Origin of the sequence: Arcobacter acticola (assembly GCF_013177675.1) — a bacterium.
In the GTDB taxonomy this organism is placed as follows: domain Bacteria; phylum Campylobacterota; class Campylobacteria; order Campylobacterales; family Arcobacteraceae; genus Aliarcobacter; species Aliarcobacter acticola.
The window spans coordinates 1,376,855-1,391,885 of sequence record NZ_CP042652.1 but is presented as its reverse complement, the minus strand read 5'-3'; the positions used below and the strand labels follow the sequence as shown (position 1 = coordinate 1,391,885).

Sequence of the window (15,031 nt, the reverse complement as noted above, 5' to 3'; positions counted from 1 at the left end):
AACAATAAAGAATCTATAATTTGATTCTTGAACTTCATATCTTCTAGCTGTTGTGCTAAGAAGGTATTTTCTTCTTGTAAAGAAATATAATGGGCATATAATTTATTTATATCTTTACTAATATAATAAATATTACTTCTCAAATATATTTTCGGAAAATATAAAAATAATGCAATAAATAATAATACAAATACTATTATAAGAGAGTTTTTTGCAGTTAAATTAATCAAATTTAAATATCCTTAATTTTGAACTTCTACTTCTTGGGTTTTGTTTAATTTCTTCGTTTGTTGGAATTATAGGTTTTTTTGTAATAATCTTTCCTAAAGCGTGATTATTTCCACATTCACATCTAAAAATTCCACTTGGACAAATACATGATTTGGTCCATTTTTTAAAATAATTTTTCACAATTCTATCTTCTAAAGAGTGAAAAGAGATGATTGCAACAATACAGTTTTTAAATTTAGCATTTTCTAAAGAATCAAACAATCTTTCAAGAACACCTAGTTCATCATTAACTTCTATTCTAATTCCTTGAAAAGGAAGCGTTGCTGGATGAATTTTACCCTTTGACATTTTTTTAGCAAGCAGTTCTGAAATCTCTTTTGCACTTGTAAATGGTCTATTATTTACTATTAGTGATGCAACTTTTTTATACTCTCTAACTTCTCCACACTCTTTAAAAACTCTTTCAAGCTCATCTTGTGAGTATGTATTTACAACAGTTGCAGCATCCAAAGCTTGATTTTGATTCATTCTCATATCCAAAGTATCACTTTCAAAACCAAAACCTCGTTCAAGTTTGTCAAGTTGTAAAGATGAAACTCCAATATCAGCTAATACTCCTCTTATTTCATAATCTTTAAAAGTATCAATAACATGTTCAAAATTACCTTTATTAAAAATAACTCTTGAAGAGAAATCTTCTAATCTTTTCTTAGAAAAAGCCAAAGCTTCATCGTCTTGATCATTGCAAATTAGTTTTACATTTTCATTTGAACTTAGCAATCCACTACTATGACCTGCAAATCCTGTGGTACAATCTATTATATAACCATCATTTATACTTATGAAGGCTTCTAGTGTCTCTTTATATAAAACAGGTATGTGGGGAATATTCATTAAAACGGTCCTTATTTAAATTAGTATATAATATCCAAAAATATATTTAAGGCTTTTAAAATGCTTGATCAAGATACTGTAAAAATATTAGCAGACCTATCATTAACAATGTTTAGTAAGAATTTCTTTGGTATTTATCATGGTGCAATTTCTACAAAACAAGATGAGCATAGCTTTATGATTAATACAAGAGATGCAATATTTGATAGAATGGATGAAAAATCTTTTTGTTCTTTAAATATCAATAAACAAGATTATAGATGGAATATAGCAAGTATGGAATCAGATATTCATGCAACAATTTATGCAAATATTCATGAAGCAAAATATATTGCATTTGGAATGCCTATTTACACTACAGCATATACTTTAAATCATAATAAAATAGTTTTGGAAGATTTCTTTGGAAAAACAACTTTTGGAGAAATTACAATATATAATCCAGGTGATTTTTCAACTTGGTATAAAAGAAATGCTCTTGAAATTACAAAATACTTAAAAGAATCAGAAAACAACATAATGATTATCAAAGGAATTGGTACTTATGTCTATGATAGAGACATTCATGAACTAGTAAAAAAAATAGCCATTTTAGAAAATTCATGCCGACTTTTAAGTATAAAAAGCTCTTTTAATTAAAAAAAAGTCCTTTTTTATTATTTTTATTGCATATTTTCCATTAAAGCCCCTAGTTTTAGCTATTCTAAAGCTTAAATACTATAAAGTTTTCTCAATTTAATTTTAAATAAGGAGTTCATCCATGAACAAAGCAGAATTTATTGACGCAGTTGCAGCTAAAGCTGGTTTATCGAAAAAAGACGCAAAAGGTGCTGTTGATGCAGTATTAGATACAATTACAGAAACTTTAGTGAAAAAAGAAGCTGTAAGCTTTATTGGTTTTGGTACATTTACTACAGCTGATAGAGCAGCAAGAACTGCAAAAGTTCCAGGTACTGACAAAACTGTTAACGTACCAGCTACAACTGTTGCAAAATTCAAAGTTGGAAAAGCTCTTAAAGAAGCTGTTGCAGCTAAATAAGTATAGTTTTACTTCTTAAAATATAAGTTATTATATTTTATAAAAAAGGATAGAATCTTTTGTTTCTATCCTTTTTTTTTGCATTATTTTTTATGATTGATTTATTATAGATATTTTTACAATTTATTCTCGAAATAAATTAGATTAAAAAAGCTTAGAAAAGTAATTTAGAAACACTATTATTAATCCCTAATAATTCCATACTAAATTAGACAACAAGCCGACTTGCTCTATAATTAGGTACTTTAAAGCGAAAAAGTTACACCTAAAACTTTCACCTACTGGGTGTAACTTTTTCTAACTCAGGATTAGATTATGGCACAGACTATCTTAAATTTCAAACTACAATCCACAAACGAAAAATTAACTCCTAGAACAGGTGTAGCAATATTTGGGGAGTATCTCAAAGGTATAAACCTTGAGAGTCTTTGCAATACAAACCTTCCTTTAGCTAAACATCCAAACGGATATACTCCGTTTGAATTTATTTATCCATTGATTCTAATGCTTCACAGTGGGGGTAGAGTTCTTGATGATATTAAAGAGATACGATTAGATACAGCACTCTCAACACTTCTAAAAATGGATAATATTCCAACAGCATCAGCGTTCACAAAATATCTTCATAAGCATAAGACTATCGGGGAAGATGGAATAAGAAAGATCAACAAACAGTTCTTAAAAAGATTTCTAAAAAGTATCAAAAGTGAAGAGCTTATCTTAGACATAGATGCTACATTTATTGAAGCACATAAAAATACTGCAAAGTGGTCTTATAAAAATGCACCTGGTTATATGCCTATGGTTGGACATATTAATGGCGGATATGTAATTGATGTTGATTTCAAAGAGGGTAATGAGGCACCTGCAAGCAAAAACTTAGAGTTTATCAAGCAGTGCCAAGGACAACTTCCAATCGGAGTAAAGTTTGATAGGTTTCGTGCTGATAGTGCTTCGTATCAAGCTGCTATTTTTAACCACTGCGATAAAGAAAATATTCTTTTTACTGTAACAGCTAAAAAGAACAAGAATGTATTTGATTCAATCAAAGATATTAAAGATGATACATGGCAATTTTTTTCCAAAAGAGAGAAAGTTTCAGAGTTTACACATACAATGCAAGATACAGATAATGCTTTTCGGATGATAGTAATTAAAAAAGATATAACACCGATTCTTCCGACAATGGAGGAGTATATATCGGATGAAGTGATGATGCAATATCAAGATGAGATTTATTACTGTATTGCTACAAATGATAATGATTTAAGCTCTGAAGAGATTATTAAACTTCATCGTCAACGTGGTGAAACAAGTGAGAACAAGATTAAAGAGTTAAAGAATGGCTTTAATATGAGTTATCTTCCAACATCCAACACACAAGCAAATGCCTTTTACTTTGCCATTGGTACTTTAGCATATAATCTGTTTTTACTATTCAAACAGATTTTAGACTCTAATATGCAAAAACATACAGTAAAAACAATCAGATACAAGCTTTATAATATCGCAGGTAAAGTAGTTTCACATGCCAGAGAGATAACTCTAAAAGTTAATGAACAGTTTAAAGAATTGTTACAAAACATCAGATACAGAGCTTATGAAGAGAGCTTACAATGACAGCTAAAAACTTAGAAATCCTATTTTTCAATAAAATAACAACAGGATACTATCGCCTGAAAAACTGTAAATCTCGCAAAAAGTACCAATATCTCATTAAAATTGGAGTCAAAAAATGTGAAGTATAATTTTATAGCCTAATTTAGTATTTTTATTCTGAAAAAATTGATATTTTTTTACAAGTAAAGAGCAGAAATTGTACTATGGATTTATTTGGGTTAATCATTCTCTAATATTGTTTCATATATACTTCCAAACTTAAAAGTGCCAGTGTGATGGAATGGTAGACTTGGTCGACTCAAAATCGACTGCCGAAAGGCATACCGGTTCGAGTCCGGTCACTGGTACCACTTATTAATGTAATACCTTAACAAAAATCATAAATTTATCTTTAATCAATTAATTTTCAAAATTACGATGAACAACTAACATGTGATATGCCACCAACTGCAAAAAATTGAGATGGTTTTAATCTATAATATTTTTCTTCTATTTCTTGTGATTGTTCAGAGTATGGATTTGTCATGATTTCTTGAAGTTCATGAATTAAAGAATAATCTGCATTTTTTGCCAACTGATAAGCAGGTACTAAAAACCACTCTCTTAAAGTATATTTTGGGTTTACAAGTTTCATTTGTTGAGAAAGTTTTTCAGATGATTGATTTCTTGTATTTATAAGAGATTTCCATTTATTTAACCATTGTGCCCAATGTTTTTCCAAGTTCTCATCACTATTTATGTCTTTATAAAAACTTTTTTTAAGGGCATCAATATTTTCAGGTATATTTGAAAGCTCTCTAAAAAAGATTGTATAATCAACAGAAGTTTCTATCATAAGAGCTTCAAGCTCATTCCATAATTGAGCATCAAAAACACTAAGCCCAAGTTTAGAAGCCCACATTTTTTCCATTTGGATTTGCATTACTTTTGAAAAACTATTTCTGATTTCTTCAAGTTTAGATAAATAACTCTCATCTGATGCTAATAACACTTGTAATGCTGTATAAAATGAATTAAAATTACGTTCAGCTGCTGCTGGCTGATTTAAAAATGAAAAGTGACGCCCTCCTCCTGTCCACGATTGATAAGATGGATCAAATACATCTAAGAATCCAAATGGACCATAATCAAGGGTGAACCCTCCTGCTGCACAGTTATCACTATTGAAATTACCTTGACAATATCCAACTCGAATCCAATTTGAAACAAGAGATGTAAGACGATTACAAAACTCAGTAGCTAGTAAAACTATTTTTTCTGCAATAGGTAAAGTTTTATCAATAACGTCACTATACTCACGATCAATTAAGTGTAATACAATTTTTTCAAGTTCTTCCATTGCTTTTGGATGTTCTTTTTTTCTAGCACGACGAGCAAAAAGTTCAATTTGCCCAACTCTAAGAAACGATGGTGCAACACGTGTAGAAATAGCAACTGCTTCAGATACCATCATATCTGGATCTTTTGAGTAAGAGCCATCTGAATACCAAGGTCTTTTTACTTTTTCTGTTCTTGAAGTATATAAGCTTAAAGATCTTGATGTAGGTATGTTAAGTGCATGCATATGCTCTTGAGCAAGAAACTCACGAATACTTGATCTTAATACTGCCCTACCATCAGCTCCGCGACAATATGGGGTTCTACCTCCACCTTTTAGCTGCATCTCCCAACGTTTACCATTTATAAGAGCTTCGAGCACTGATATTGCTCGACCGTCTCCATATCCATTTCCAGTTTGGAAAGGACATTGTTGATAATACTCAGTCCCATATATAGAAAGAGCATAGCCACATGCCCAAGTCTTTTTTTTCATAGATTCAGGAACATTTGAAGTATCACCTGAAAACATGCTAATAAAATCAGGCAATTGTGCTAAAGTATCTGCAAAACCTAGTTCTTTAAAAAAAGTTTTACTATGGGCTATATATTGGGGTTCTTCAATTGGTGTTGGATTAACCAAAACATAATGGCCTGAAAAGACTTGTCTTGGGGAATGATCTATTCCATTAGCTTTACATTGTGGATCACAGTTAAGTGTATTTACAAGTGAATAATCTACTAGTTTTGATAGATCATCAAGCGTTTCTATAGTTTGATTGTTTTCTTTTATTGTTTTCATATATTTTCCTTAAAATTCAGGAACAAAAAGCTTAATTATTTATATTTTCTAAATTAGTACCTGATTTTTTATTATAATCAATTTTACTTATGGTTTTAATTTTATCATAGAAAATATATTACTTATAAGCCTCTATAAATTTCAATTAATTGATTTTTATCAATTTTATGATTTGTATTATATGGAAATTTATCAAGAACTATAATATCAGATGGAATCATATAATATGGAAGTATTTGGGATATCTCTTTTTTTAATTCTTCTATATCTATATGCGTATTTGTGATAATAAAAGTAATTAGTTTTACTACTTCTGTTCCTCTTTTTAAAGGTATTGTAATAGATTCATTAATATTTTTATTGTTTGTGAATTCTTTATCTATTTCACCTAGTTCTATTCTAAATCCATGTAGTTTTATTAACTCATCTTTTCTATTTGCGAAGAAAAGCATATCATCTTCAAAATATCCAAAATCTCCAGTTCTAAAACTTTTTTTTTCATATTTAGCTTGGAATTTTTGAGCATTTAGCTCTTCATTTTTAAAATATCCTATTGAAACATTGTCTCCAACGATTTCTATTTCTCCAACATTTTCACTATCTTTATCTAATAAGTTTATTACTGTATTTTCTTTTACATATCCAACTGGTAAGCTTTTTGAATATTTTTCAATAACAGCAGGTGTAATATCTATTAAGGTAATAGCTACTGTTGCTTCCGTTGGACCGTATGTATTTAGAACTTTTGAGCTTGGAAAACTATTTAAAATTCTTTTTGCAGTTGTTGCTGGTAATACTTCTCCACAGAAAAGAAAAGTTTGTAAGCTTTTTATATCATTACTTGTAAATTCAGATGATAGTAAATACTTACTTATAAATGAAGGTGTTGAAACCCATGTATTACAACTGTATTTTTTAAGTCGTTCAAAAAATTCTATATGATTTTCTAATAATTCTCGACTATTTAAAACAATCGTTCCTCCAAATGATAAAAATCCAATAAGTTCATATACAGATAAATCAAAACTAAAAGGTGCTTGATTCATAAATACACTATCATTTGAAAATTTAAAATCAGTGTCTAACCACTTATTAAAATCTAAAATTGAGTTTTGTGTTATTTGAACACCTTTAGGTTCACCTGTACTTCCTGATGTAAATATTATATATATTATTGGATCATCTAAATAATATGTCGTATTTATATTTTTTTTATTGAAACCTAAAGTATCATCAATTGTATCAATTAATAAAGCTGAATTTACAATATTTATAATCTTCTGAAGTCTTTCTTTTGGATAGATTGTATCAACAGGGATATATGGTAAACCTAAACTCATACAAGCCACAATACTAACTAAAAACTTAGCTTCTTTGTGCCCATAAATAACAACGGGATGACCTTTTGGTAAATTGTATTTTAAAATCTCACTTTTGAAAGCATCAACTTCATTTTTAAATTCATCCCAAGTTAAATCTCTATCACTTGCACTTAAAGCTAATTTATTTAAATCTTTGTCACAATCAACAAAATCCAATAACTCTAAATCAAATCTCATACAGGAACTCTCCCACTAAAAAAATAAAGTGCTAAAACAGCACCATTTAACATCAAAAATCGTTTTAAGTTCAAAGCTATAATATCTGGGAAAAATGTAAAATAATCATATCCACCTTTTTTTACATAAACTACATATATATTGTGAATAGCTGAGTAAATACCAAATAAAAAACCACTAAATATAAAATACCAAGTAAAACCATTCCACATTCCCATAAGTAAAAAAGTAGCTATGATTGCAAGATTTTGTATCAATAATCTTCTACCTTTTAAAATATTAAAATTATGTAAATATTTATATAGAGGTTTAAAGAAATAATCTGTTAACCATGAACCTAAAGTAATATGAAATCTTCTCCAAAAATCTTGTGGATTTGGGGCTAAATAAGGATGATTAAAATTCATAGGAACATTTATTCCAATCATAATACTCAAACCAACAGCCATAGCACTATAACCAGCGAAATCAAAGAAAAGATAAATAGTATATGAGTATGCACTATTTATCATATCAAGAAAAAAAGCACTATTTTCATCAATAGTAGAAAGCCAAAATTTGTTTACTAATTCTGCAAAAACAAATTTAAACAATACTCCAACAATCAAAATATCCCAGCCTTTTCCAATATTAGAAAAAGTTAAATTTTCATACCCTTTTTTTAAGTCTTCTTGAAATCTGTATGATCTATCAATAGGCCCTGCAAGTAATGTTGTTGGGAATAATAAAAATGAAGTAAATTCAATAAAAGATAATTTTCCATAATTATGACTATCAACCATTGCTTGAATTGTTCTAAATGTAATATATGATATTCCCAGAATTTTAAATATTGGAGATATATCCATCTTGTGTATTATCATAGGTATTGCAATAAGCATCATAGGGAAAATCGTTTCTTGATATTTATTTGCTACAAATATCCAATATATAGCATAAACATACACAAGAAAAAGTAATATTTTATCTGCATGAGGAATACAAAAATATATATACAAGATTACAGCAATAAATAAAACTGTACTAAAAGGAATAAATTTCTTTAAAATATTTTTAAATAAATATAAAAATAATATAAAAGAAAAAAATAAAAGAAAAAAGCTAATTCCAGAAAAAGGTAAAATTTTATCCATTAAAATGCCTCATAAACGAATGTTACTGTTGATTCAACATCTTGTCCACTTAAATCTTCAACATTTTTATCAATAAGAATAAATAAGAATCCAATAATCAATAACAAATATATAAAAAAACTTCTAAAGAAATATTTCATTAATTTTCCTTATTTTTCATAAAATGATTGATAATAGCCTGATTGATTCGTACCCAACCTAATTCACCCATATGAACAATATCTGTTAATGTTCCAATTTCGTAATCTTCTTTTTTATTTGACCACATATCTAAATATTCAAAATTATGTTCTAAAACTTTTGATTTAATTATCTGCATAAGCTTATTTGCTTCTTCCCTATTATTAGCAAAAGCATAAGGATTTAAATCTTGCATTACAAAAAGTGCTTTGATTTTATAAGTTTCTAAATACTCTAGTAAAACTAAAAAATCATTATATTCTTGATTTTGATTTATATCAGGAGATACTATAACACCAAAAGGAAAATTGTCTTTTTTTATTTGTTTCACAATATATCTATCATAATACTCATCATTTATTCCATAATTATTATTTTTTGGAGGAATAGTAATACTTTTGGCTTCAAGTTTTAAACTCTCATAATCAAGATTTGGATTTTTATAATCAATATTTTTAGGATTATTATCTTTACTATCAAAATTTTCAATTATAATTTGTTTAAATTTATTATCTAAATAATCACTTTTTAAATCATAAAAAGAGTCTTTATATATAAAGTTTGGTTCTTTAATTTGAGCAATATTTTTTTTGATATAATCACTAATTAATAACTTATATTTATCATCTGATTCACTTTGGAAATAAAGTTTATTCATCATTCCTGGATACATATATTCTAAGAATTTAGGCATTTTTAATCCATTATCATAAGAACCTGTAAACCAACTAGGTGATAAAAGTACTACAACTTTTGCATTATCTCGTACAAGTTCATTATCACAAGCTGCCAATTGAGACATAATAGCAAAAGATTGTTGCCCTTCGTTCCCTTGTACTCGCAAAGGTAGTTTTAAATCATTGTTAAAATAGTTTTGTGGTAGAAATTTTTGATTAGGATAAAATACTAACTCAGAAGAACCAAATAAAACGATTTTTCCACTTTCTAAATCATTTTGCAAGCTAATAGTTCTTTGTAAAGAATCTTGTAAAGGTTTTGCATAATAATTTAATATCTTATTTTTATTAAAATATAATAATCCTAAAACTAATAATAAGGCAATAGTAAATGATAAAATATTTATAAAAAGTTTATTCACTTACCCTGCTTTTGATATAATTAGCTAACTTAGTTAAACTATCAAAATTACTTTCTATAATATCTCTTGTATCAATTTTTATATTGAATTCTTCTTCTAACATCATTGCAAGGTCAACTGTTCCCATACTATCTATTAAATTCGAAGTATATAATGGTTCATCAATATCAACTTTTTTAAATGCAATTTCTTCTACTAAAGGTTTTATTCTTTCTATGAAATTCACTGTTTTTTTTCCTTTATTTATTCAATATTTTATTCTTAATTAACAATAGATTTTTTAATTAAATGAGGTTGTGAATACTGCCATAGGAAGGGATATACTGTCAATATTTAGACAGTATATTATATTTATATTTAGGGTAAGCATATCAAAAAGTAACATTTGATATAAATTTAAAAATTCTTGCTTTATTTAAAGAAAATACTAAGCGAAAATTTTATTAAAATTAGTTTACAAACTACAATTTTTTTAATAATAAATTAAAATATTTTTACTATTTCATTTAGACTTTTTTCTAATTCATCATTTGTTAAACCTTTTTCTAAAGCTCCTTGTTTTACTAAACCTTCAGTTACTTTTTCTATTGTACCATCGGTATTTAATTTAAATACAAAATATTGATTTTGTTTATTATTATCTATTTTTAGTGTTTTTACAAAAAAACCATTGTCATCATTTATTAAAGGAATTTTTGAATCTTTATACATCTTTTCCAATTCACCATTTACAGCTATTTGTTTAATTATCCAAGGTGTATTTGATATATTTGCAATTAGAACAATATTTTTATCTGTTTTTTTATATAAATCTTTAAATACAGCTAAGGCATCGTGATTTAAAACCACAATATATTTTTCTACACCCTCTTGAAATAAAGTTTCAAATTTTGTATAAGGATTTTTTCCTATTAATTCAAAATATCTAGGAATTGAATCTATGGTTAAAACACTATTTTCATCATTTGATATAGTACTTTTTTCTACATTTTTTGGTGCTGTTAAATATACAAGAAGTGAAAATCCTATAATTCCTAAAAATACTATTTTTAATACATTTTTCATTTTTTTCCTATGTCTTTATTTTTTTGTTTTTTTGCCCATCTTTTAAATAATCTATGATTACTTAGATTATCTTCTATCTGTTTATCATTAATTATATGTTCAACTAATTCATTAGCCAAATAAGGTGATAAAACAAAACCTCTTCCACCTACTCCATTTATTACATATAAATTATTTACTGTTTCTAACATAGAGTTTTTTATATGTGTTCCATTTAATAAATGAGGAAACTTTTCAATACTTTTTTTAGAATCAACTAGCTTTCCAATCATAGGAAAATAATCATTGCTAGAAGCCCTAGCTCCGATTTTCACATCTATTACTTCTACATTTTCAAGTTTTATAATATCATTTGCCAAAGCTATTAGCTTCACAGAATCACTATTTACAATAGAGTTATTATAACATTTACTGCAATCATTTATGTTTGCCGTTTCTATACAATAGTTACATATATTTTTATCACAATTAAATTTATGGTGAGTTGCACCAATTGATACTTTATATAAATCACTTCCTTCTATTTTAGAAGCCTTTGAAACAGAGCACTCTTTGTGATAATTTATATGGGTTTGAGTTGTAGTACTAACATCAATTTTTTGTCCCCAAACTCCACGAATATCAAAATACTCTTCTTTTATATGTTTAATATCAGCACCTGTTGTTAAGATAATATTTTTTGCACAAAGCTCATCATTTATTATCCAAGTAGAGTCTTGGTTTTGTTCTAATTTTTCTACATTATAAGAGAGTTTTTTTTCAATATCTTTTGTTAGTTTTTCACAAATCAAAGAAGGAGTTACTTGAGAGCCTATTTCAAAGAAATATCCATCATCCATTTGTGTATATTTAAAATCCATATATGGTTTATATGATTCAAATTTATCTCTATCTTCTCCATTTTTAGGGATTCTACATACTCCACAATTACTTATTAAATCTTCTGATAAATTTTTATAAAAATTTGTAGAAAAAATTAAAGATTTTGCAATCAAATCTTTAAAATCATTTGGTTTACCCAAAAGTGGTGATAAAAAAGCACCCGCAGCTCCACTTGCTCCAAAAGCAACATTAGAATTTCTATCTATTAAAAGTATAGATTTTGAATATTTTTTTAAAAAATAAGCTAAAGAACATCCAGCAATTCCAGCTCCAATTATCACATAATCATATTCTTTATTCATTTATCTTCATCCAGTAATTGTAAATTAGGTCTAAAATAACCTCGCCCACCTTTTAAACTAATACATTTATGTTTTGGAAATTTCTTTTTATAGTATGAAAGTCTCTCACTAGTGCTTTTTCCTGTATCACAATAAAATACAAATACCGTATCAGGTGGGAATAATTCCATTTCATAAGGATTATAAACCATAGTTTCAATATGATCAATAGGCTTTAAAATAGTATCAATTAAAATTACTTTGATACCTTTTTTCTCTAATTCTCTTTTATTTTGTAAAAACTCTTTTTGAGTCCATTCATCTTTTGAAAACATAAATAAGTATTTCCTTTTATTAAAGGCTTATATTAGTATATTCCCTATTAAAAAAAAGTAATTATTATTAAATTTTAGGTAAAATGCACACTCAATTTAATTTTATAGGAAAAACTAATGAAAATTTTGGTTACAGATGATTCAAAGATGGCTAGAAAAATGGTTATCAAAACTCTTACAGAGAACATTGAAGGTGACCTAGAAATATTTGAAGCACAAAATGGTCAAGAAGCACTTGATTTATATAAAGAACTATCTCCAAAAATTGTTTTTCTTGATTTAACAATGCCAATTATGGATGGATTTACAGCTTTAGAAAAAATAAAAGAGTTTGATAAAAATGCAAAAGTTGTGGTTATTTCAGCTGATATTCAAAAACTTTCAATGGATAGAGTACTTCAATTAGGTGCATTTAATTTTGTTAAAAAACCTATTGATTCAAGTAAAATGAAACAAATATTTGAAAAATTAAATGGTAAAGCATAAATGAATTCAAATATAAATTTAACAGAAGATGAAAAAGATTGCCTACAAGAATTAATGAATGTAGCATATGGTAGTGCAACTGCTGCGATTACAGAGATTCTTAATGCATTTGCAAATTTATCTATTCCTAAAATTCAAATAATAGATTCAAGTGAATTAAAACCATATTTATCAAATAAACTAAATCTAGAAATGGAACATTTAGTTTCATTACAACAATTAAATGGAACAATAAGTGGTGAAAATATGTTTGTAATTGATAAACAATCAGCTATAAATATCGCTTATAAATTTGGTTTAGAAGATGATGAAATAGATGATAATGAAATTTCAGATATTGTTTTAGAAATTACAAATATTTTATCTTCATCAACTATTAGTAAACTTGCAGAAGATATTGATACAAATGTTTCTTTTTCAGCGCCAACAATCAAAAAACTAACTTCAATAGATCAATTAAATAATATATTTATTTCTAAATATGAAAAAGTAATTATTATTTCAACTGAATTAAACTTTGAAGAGTTAAATATTAGAGCTGAATTATTTATTCTAACAACGGATAATTCTATTTTATTTATAAAAGAAAAAATTAACAAAATACTGGATGAACTGTGATTTTAACAGCTAGCAAATTTGATATAATTTGTAATACTCTTGATAATGGTATTATTTTAATTAATAAAAATTTAGAAGTAAAATTCTGGAATAAATGGTTAGAAATAAGAACAGGAATCAGTACAAGTACTATTATAGAAAAAAAATTAACAGACTTTTATCCAGATATTGATGAAAAAAAGCTAGTTAGAAAAATAAGCACTGCTTTGAAATTAAAATCATCTACTTTTTATACTCCTCAAATTAGCAATTATTTATTAAATATTGAATTAGGAAAAATCACTGATAGAGTTTTTGATAATATGCAACAAAGTATTACAATAACTCCTTTTGATTTAGAAGAAGAGTTAGTAATAATTTATATTTATGATATTACAATGCTTTGTGAAATGAATTATCAATTAAATGAAGTAAAAGTTGAAGTTGAAGAAAAACATGAAAAGCTAAAGCTATTACTAGATGCTACCATGGAAGCAATAATTTTACTAAAAGACGATGTTGTTATTGATTGTAATGAAATTGCTGTTAAGTTATTTCATTACTCTTCAAAATATGAAATAATTACTAAAAACCTAAAAGAACTAATCCTTAATAATAAAATCTTATATAAAGCCGATAGTGAGCCTATTGAAGTGAATATATTAAGAGAAGATAATAGCACATTTAAAGCTTTATTAAATATCAAAGATACAAGTATTCGTTCACAAATTTTTAAAATATTAACAATTGTTGATGTTAGTGAAATAAGAAGAAAAGAAAATCTTTTAACAGAACAAACAAAATTAGCAGCAATGGGTGAAATGATAGGTAATATAGCCCATCAATGGAGACAACCTTTAAATGTGATCTCAGTTTCAGCATCAGGTGCAAAAGTAAAAAAAGATTTAGGAATATTAAGTGATGAATCATTAAACGACTCATTAAAACAAATACTTGATACAACAGAGCATCTATCTGAAACTATTGATGTATTTAAAGATTTTTATAAAGAAGATAAAGAAAAATCTCTATTTAATTTAAGCCAAAACATACATAATAATTTATCTTTGATTGAAACTGTAATTGCTGGAAATAATATAGAGTTGCATTTAGACTTAGACAAAGACATTTATATTTATAATTTTTCAAATGAATTTAGTCAAATAATTGTAAATATATTACATAATGCATGTGATGCAATTAAAGCTAGATTATCAAATGATGAATTAAGAATAATAAAAATTACTGCTAGACAAGAAAAAAACAAAGCTATTATTGAAATAGTTGATAATGCAGGTGGTATAGAAAAAGATATTATAAAGAAAATATTTGAACCTTATTTTACTACAAAACATAAATATCAAGGAACTGGATTAGGTTTATATATGACTCGAAAAATTTTGAAAATTAGTATGAAGGGCTCAATTAAAGCAACAAATAAGACTTTTGATCATGAGGAGAAAAAATATAAAGGTGCTCTTTTTAAAATCACTTTAAATATAAACTAATTC

At 26.7% G+C, this 15,031-nt stretch carries 16 protein-coding genes and 1 tRNA gene; 7 read left to right on the top strand and 10 right to left on the bottom strand.

The features are described 5' to 3' along the window. Positions 1-222 precede the first annotated feature (222 nt). Positions 223-1,125 carry a 16S rRNA (cytosine(1402)-N(4))-methyltransferase RsmH gene (rsmH, locus tag AACT_RS07145; RefSeq protein ID WP_172126146.1) on the bottom strand — a complete coding sequence of 301 codons (903 nt, stop codon included), beginning with the start codon at positions 1,123-1,125 and terminating at the stop codon, positions 223-225. Positions 1,126-1,185: 60 nt separating this feature from the next. Here rsmH and AACT_RS07140 point away from each other — a divergent pair, with 60 nt between their 5' ends. The 4 genes from AACT_RS07140 to AACT_RS07125 all read left to right on the top strand — a co-directional run bounded on the left by AACT_RS07140 (position 1,186) and on the right by AACT_RS07125 (position 4,134). Then, positions 1,186-1,764 carry a class II aldolase and adducin N-terminal domain-containing protein gene (locus tag AACT_RS07140; RefSeq protein WP_172126145.1) on the top strand — a complete coding sequence of 193 codons (579 nt, stop codon included), beginning with the start codon at positions 1,186-1,188 and terminating at the stop codon, positions 1,762-1,764. Between the two features lie 121 nt (positions 1,765-1,885). After that, on the top strand, positions 1,886-2,164 hold the full coding sequence (locus tag AACT_RS07135) for an HU family DNA-binding protein (RefSeq protein ID WP_172126144.1): 279 nt from the start codon (positions 1,886-1,888) through the stop codon (positions 2,162-2,164). A 315-nt stretch (positions 2,165-2,479) separates the two neighbouring features. Continuing rightward, a complete protein-coding gene (locus AACT_RS07130) occupies positions 2,480-3,784 on the top strand; it encodes an IS1380 family transposase (RefSeq protein WP_172125880.1) in 1,305 nt (434 codons plus the stop codon). 266 nt (positions 3,785-4,050) lie between these two features. Further along, positions 4,051-4,134, top strand: a tRNA-Leu gene (locus tag AACT_RS07125). A gap of 62 nt (positions 4,135-4,196) precedes the next feature. Here the strand turns inward: AACT_RS07125 and AACT_RS07120 are convergent. The 9 genes from AACT_RS07120 to AACT_RS07080 form a co-directional block, all read right to left on the bottom strand. Continuing rightward, positions 4,197-5,903: a protein adenylyltransferase SelO gene (locus AACT_RS07120; protein WP_172126143.1), complete on the bottom strand. Its 1,707-nt coding sequence runs from the start codon at positions 5,901-5,903 to the stop codon at positions 4,197-4,199. 122 nt (positions 5,904-6,025) lie between these two features. Then, positions 6,026-7,462, bottom strand: coding sequence for an AMP-binding protein (locus AACT_RS07115; protein ID WP_172126142.1), 1,437 nt, complete (start codon positions 7,460-7,462; stop codon positions 6,026-6,028). Continuing rightward, positions 7,459-8,595: an MBOAT family O-acyltransferase gene (locus AACT_RS07110; protein WP_172126141.1), complete on the bottom strand. Its 1,137-nt coding sequence runs from the start codon at positions 8,593-8,595 to the stop codon at positions 7,459-7,461. Before AACT_RS07110 ends, AACT_RS07115 begins: the two co-directional genes overlap by 4 nt. Beyond that, positions 8,595-8,735: a hypothetical protein gene (locus AACT_RS07105; RefSeq protein ID WP_172126140.1), complete on the bottom strand. Its 141-nt coding sequence runs from the start codon at positions 8,733-8,735 to the stop codon at positions 8,595-8,597. The genes AACT_RS07110 and AACT_RS07105 overlap by 1 nt, the downstream gene beginning before the upstream one ends. Continuing rightward, positions 8,735-9,874: a D-alanyl-lipoteichoic acid biosynthesis protein DltD gene (locus tag AACT_RS07100; protein ID WP_172126139.1), complete on the bottom strand. Its 1,140-nt coding sequence runs from the start codon at positions 9,872-9,874 to the stop codon at positions 8,735-8,737. The genes AACT_RS07105 and AACT_RS07100 overlap by 1 nt, the downstream gene beginning before the upstream one ends. Next, positions 9,867-10,100 (bottom strand): acyl carrier protein, encoded by a 234-nt coding sequence (locus tag AACT_RS07095; RefSeq protein ID WP_216658232.1) that lies wholly within the window; start codon positions 10,098-10,100, stop codon positions 9,867-9,869. The genes AACT_RS07100 and AACT_RS07095 overlap by 8 nt, the downstream gene beginning before the upstream one ends. 257 nt (positions 10,101-10,357) lie before the next feature. Then, positions 10,358-10,939: a hypothetical protein gene (locus tag AACT_RS07090; RefSeq protein WP_172126138.1), complete on the bottom strand. Its 582-nt coding sequence runs from the start codon at positions 10,937-10,939 to the stop codon at positions 10,358-10,360. Beyond that, entirely contained in the window at positions 10,936-12,123 is a 1,188-nt protein-coding gene (locus AACT_RS07085; RefSeq protein WP_172126137.1) for an FAD-dependent oxidoreductase, read from the bottom strand. Before AACT_RS07085 ends, AACT_RS07090 begins: the two co-directional genes overlap by 4 nt. Continuing rightward, complete coding sequence (locus tag AACT_RS07080) at positions 12,120-12,437, bottom strand: hypothetical protein (protein WP_172126136.1); 318 nt, start codon at positions 12,435-12,437, stop codon at positions 12,120-12,122. Before AACT_RS07080 ends, AACT_RS07085 begins: the two co-directional genes overlap by 4 nt. Before the next feature lie 117 nt (positions 12,438-12,554). On the opposite strand from AACT_RS07080, the gene AACT_RS07075 reads away from it, so the two are divergent. Genes AACT_RS07075 through AACT_RS07065 form a run of 3 tightly spaced genes read left to right on the top strand, consistent with a single transcriptional unit; the run spans position 12,555 to position 15,028 of the window. Continuing rightward, positions 12,555-12,923 carry a response regulator gene (locus AACT_RS07075; protein ID WP_172126135.1) on the top strand — a complete coding sequence of 123 codons (369 nt, stop codon included), beginning with the start codon at positions 12,555-12,557 and terminating at the stop codon, positions 12,921-12,923. Next, positions 12,924-13,541 carry a chemotaxis protein CheX gene (locus AACT_RS07070; protein WP_172126134.1) on the top strand — a complete coding sequence of 206 codons (618 nt, stop codon included), beginning with the start codon at positions 12,924-12,926 and terminating at the stop codon, positions 13,539-13,541. Continuing rightward, the gene (locus tag AACT_RS07065) at positions 13,538-15,028 is read left to right on the top strand and encodes an ATP-binding protein (RefSeq protein ID WP_172126133.1); all 1,491 of its coding nucleotides are present in this window, start codon (positions 13,538-13,540) and stop codon (positions 15,026-15,028) included. The genes AACT_RS07070 and AACT_RS07065 overlap by 4 nt, the downstream gene beginning before the upstream one ends. Positions 15,029-15,031: the final 3 nt, after the last annotated feature.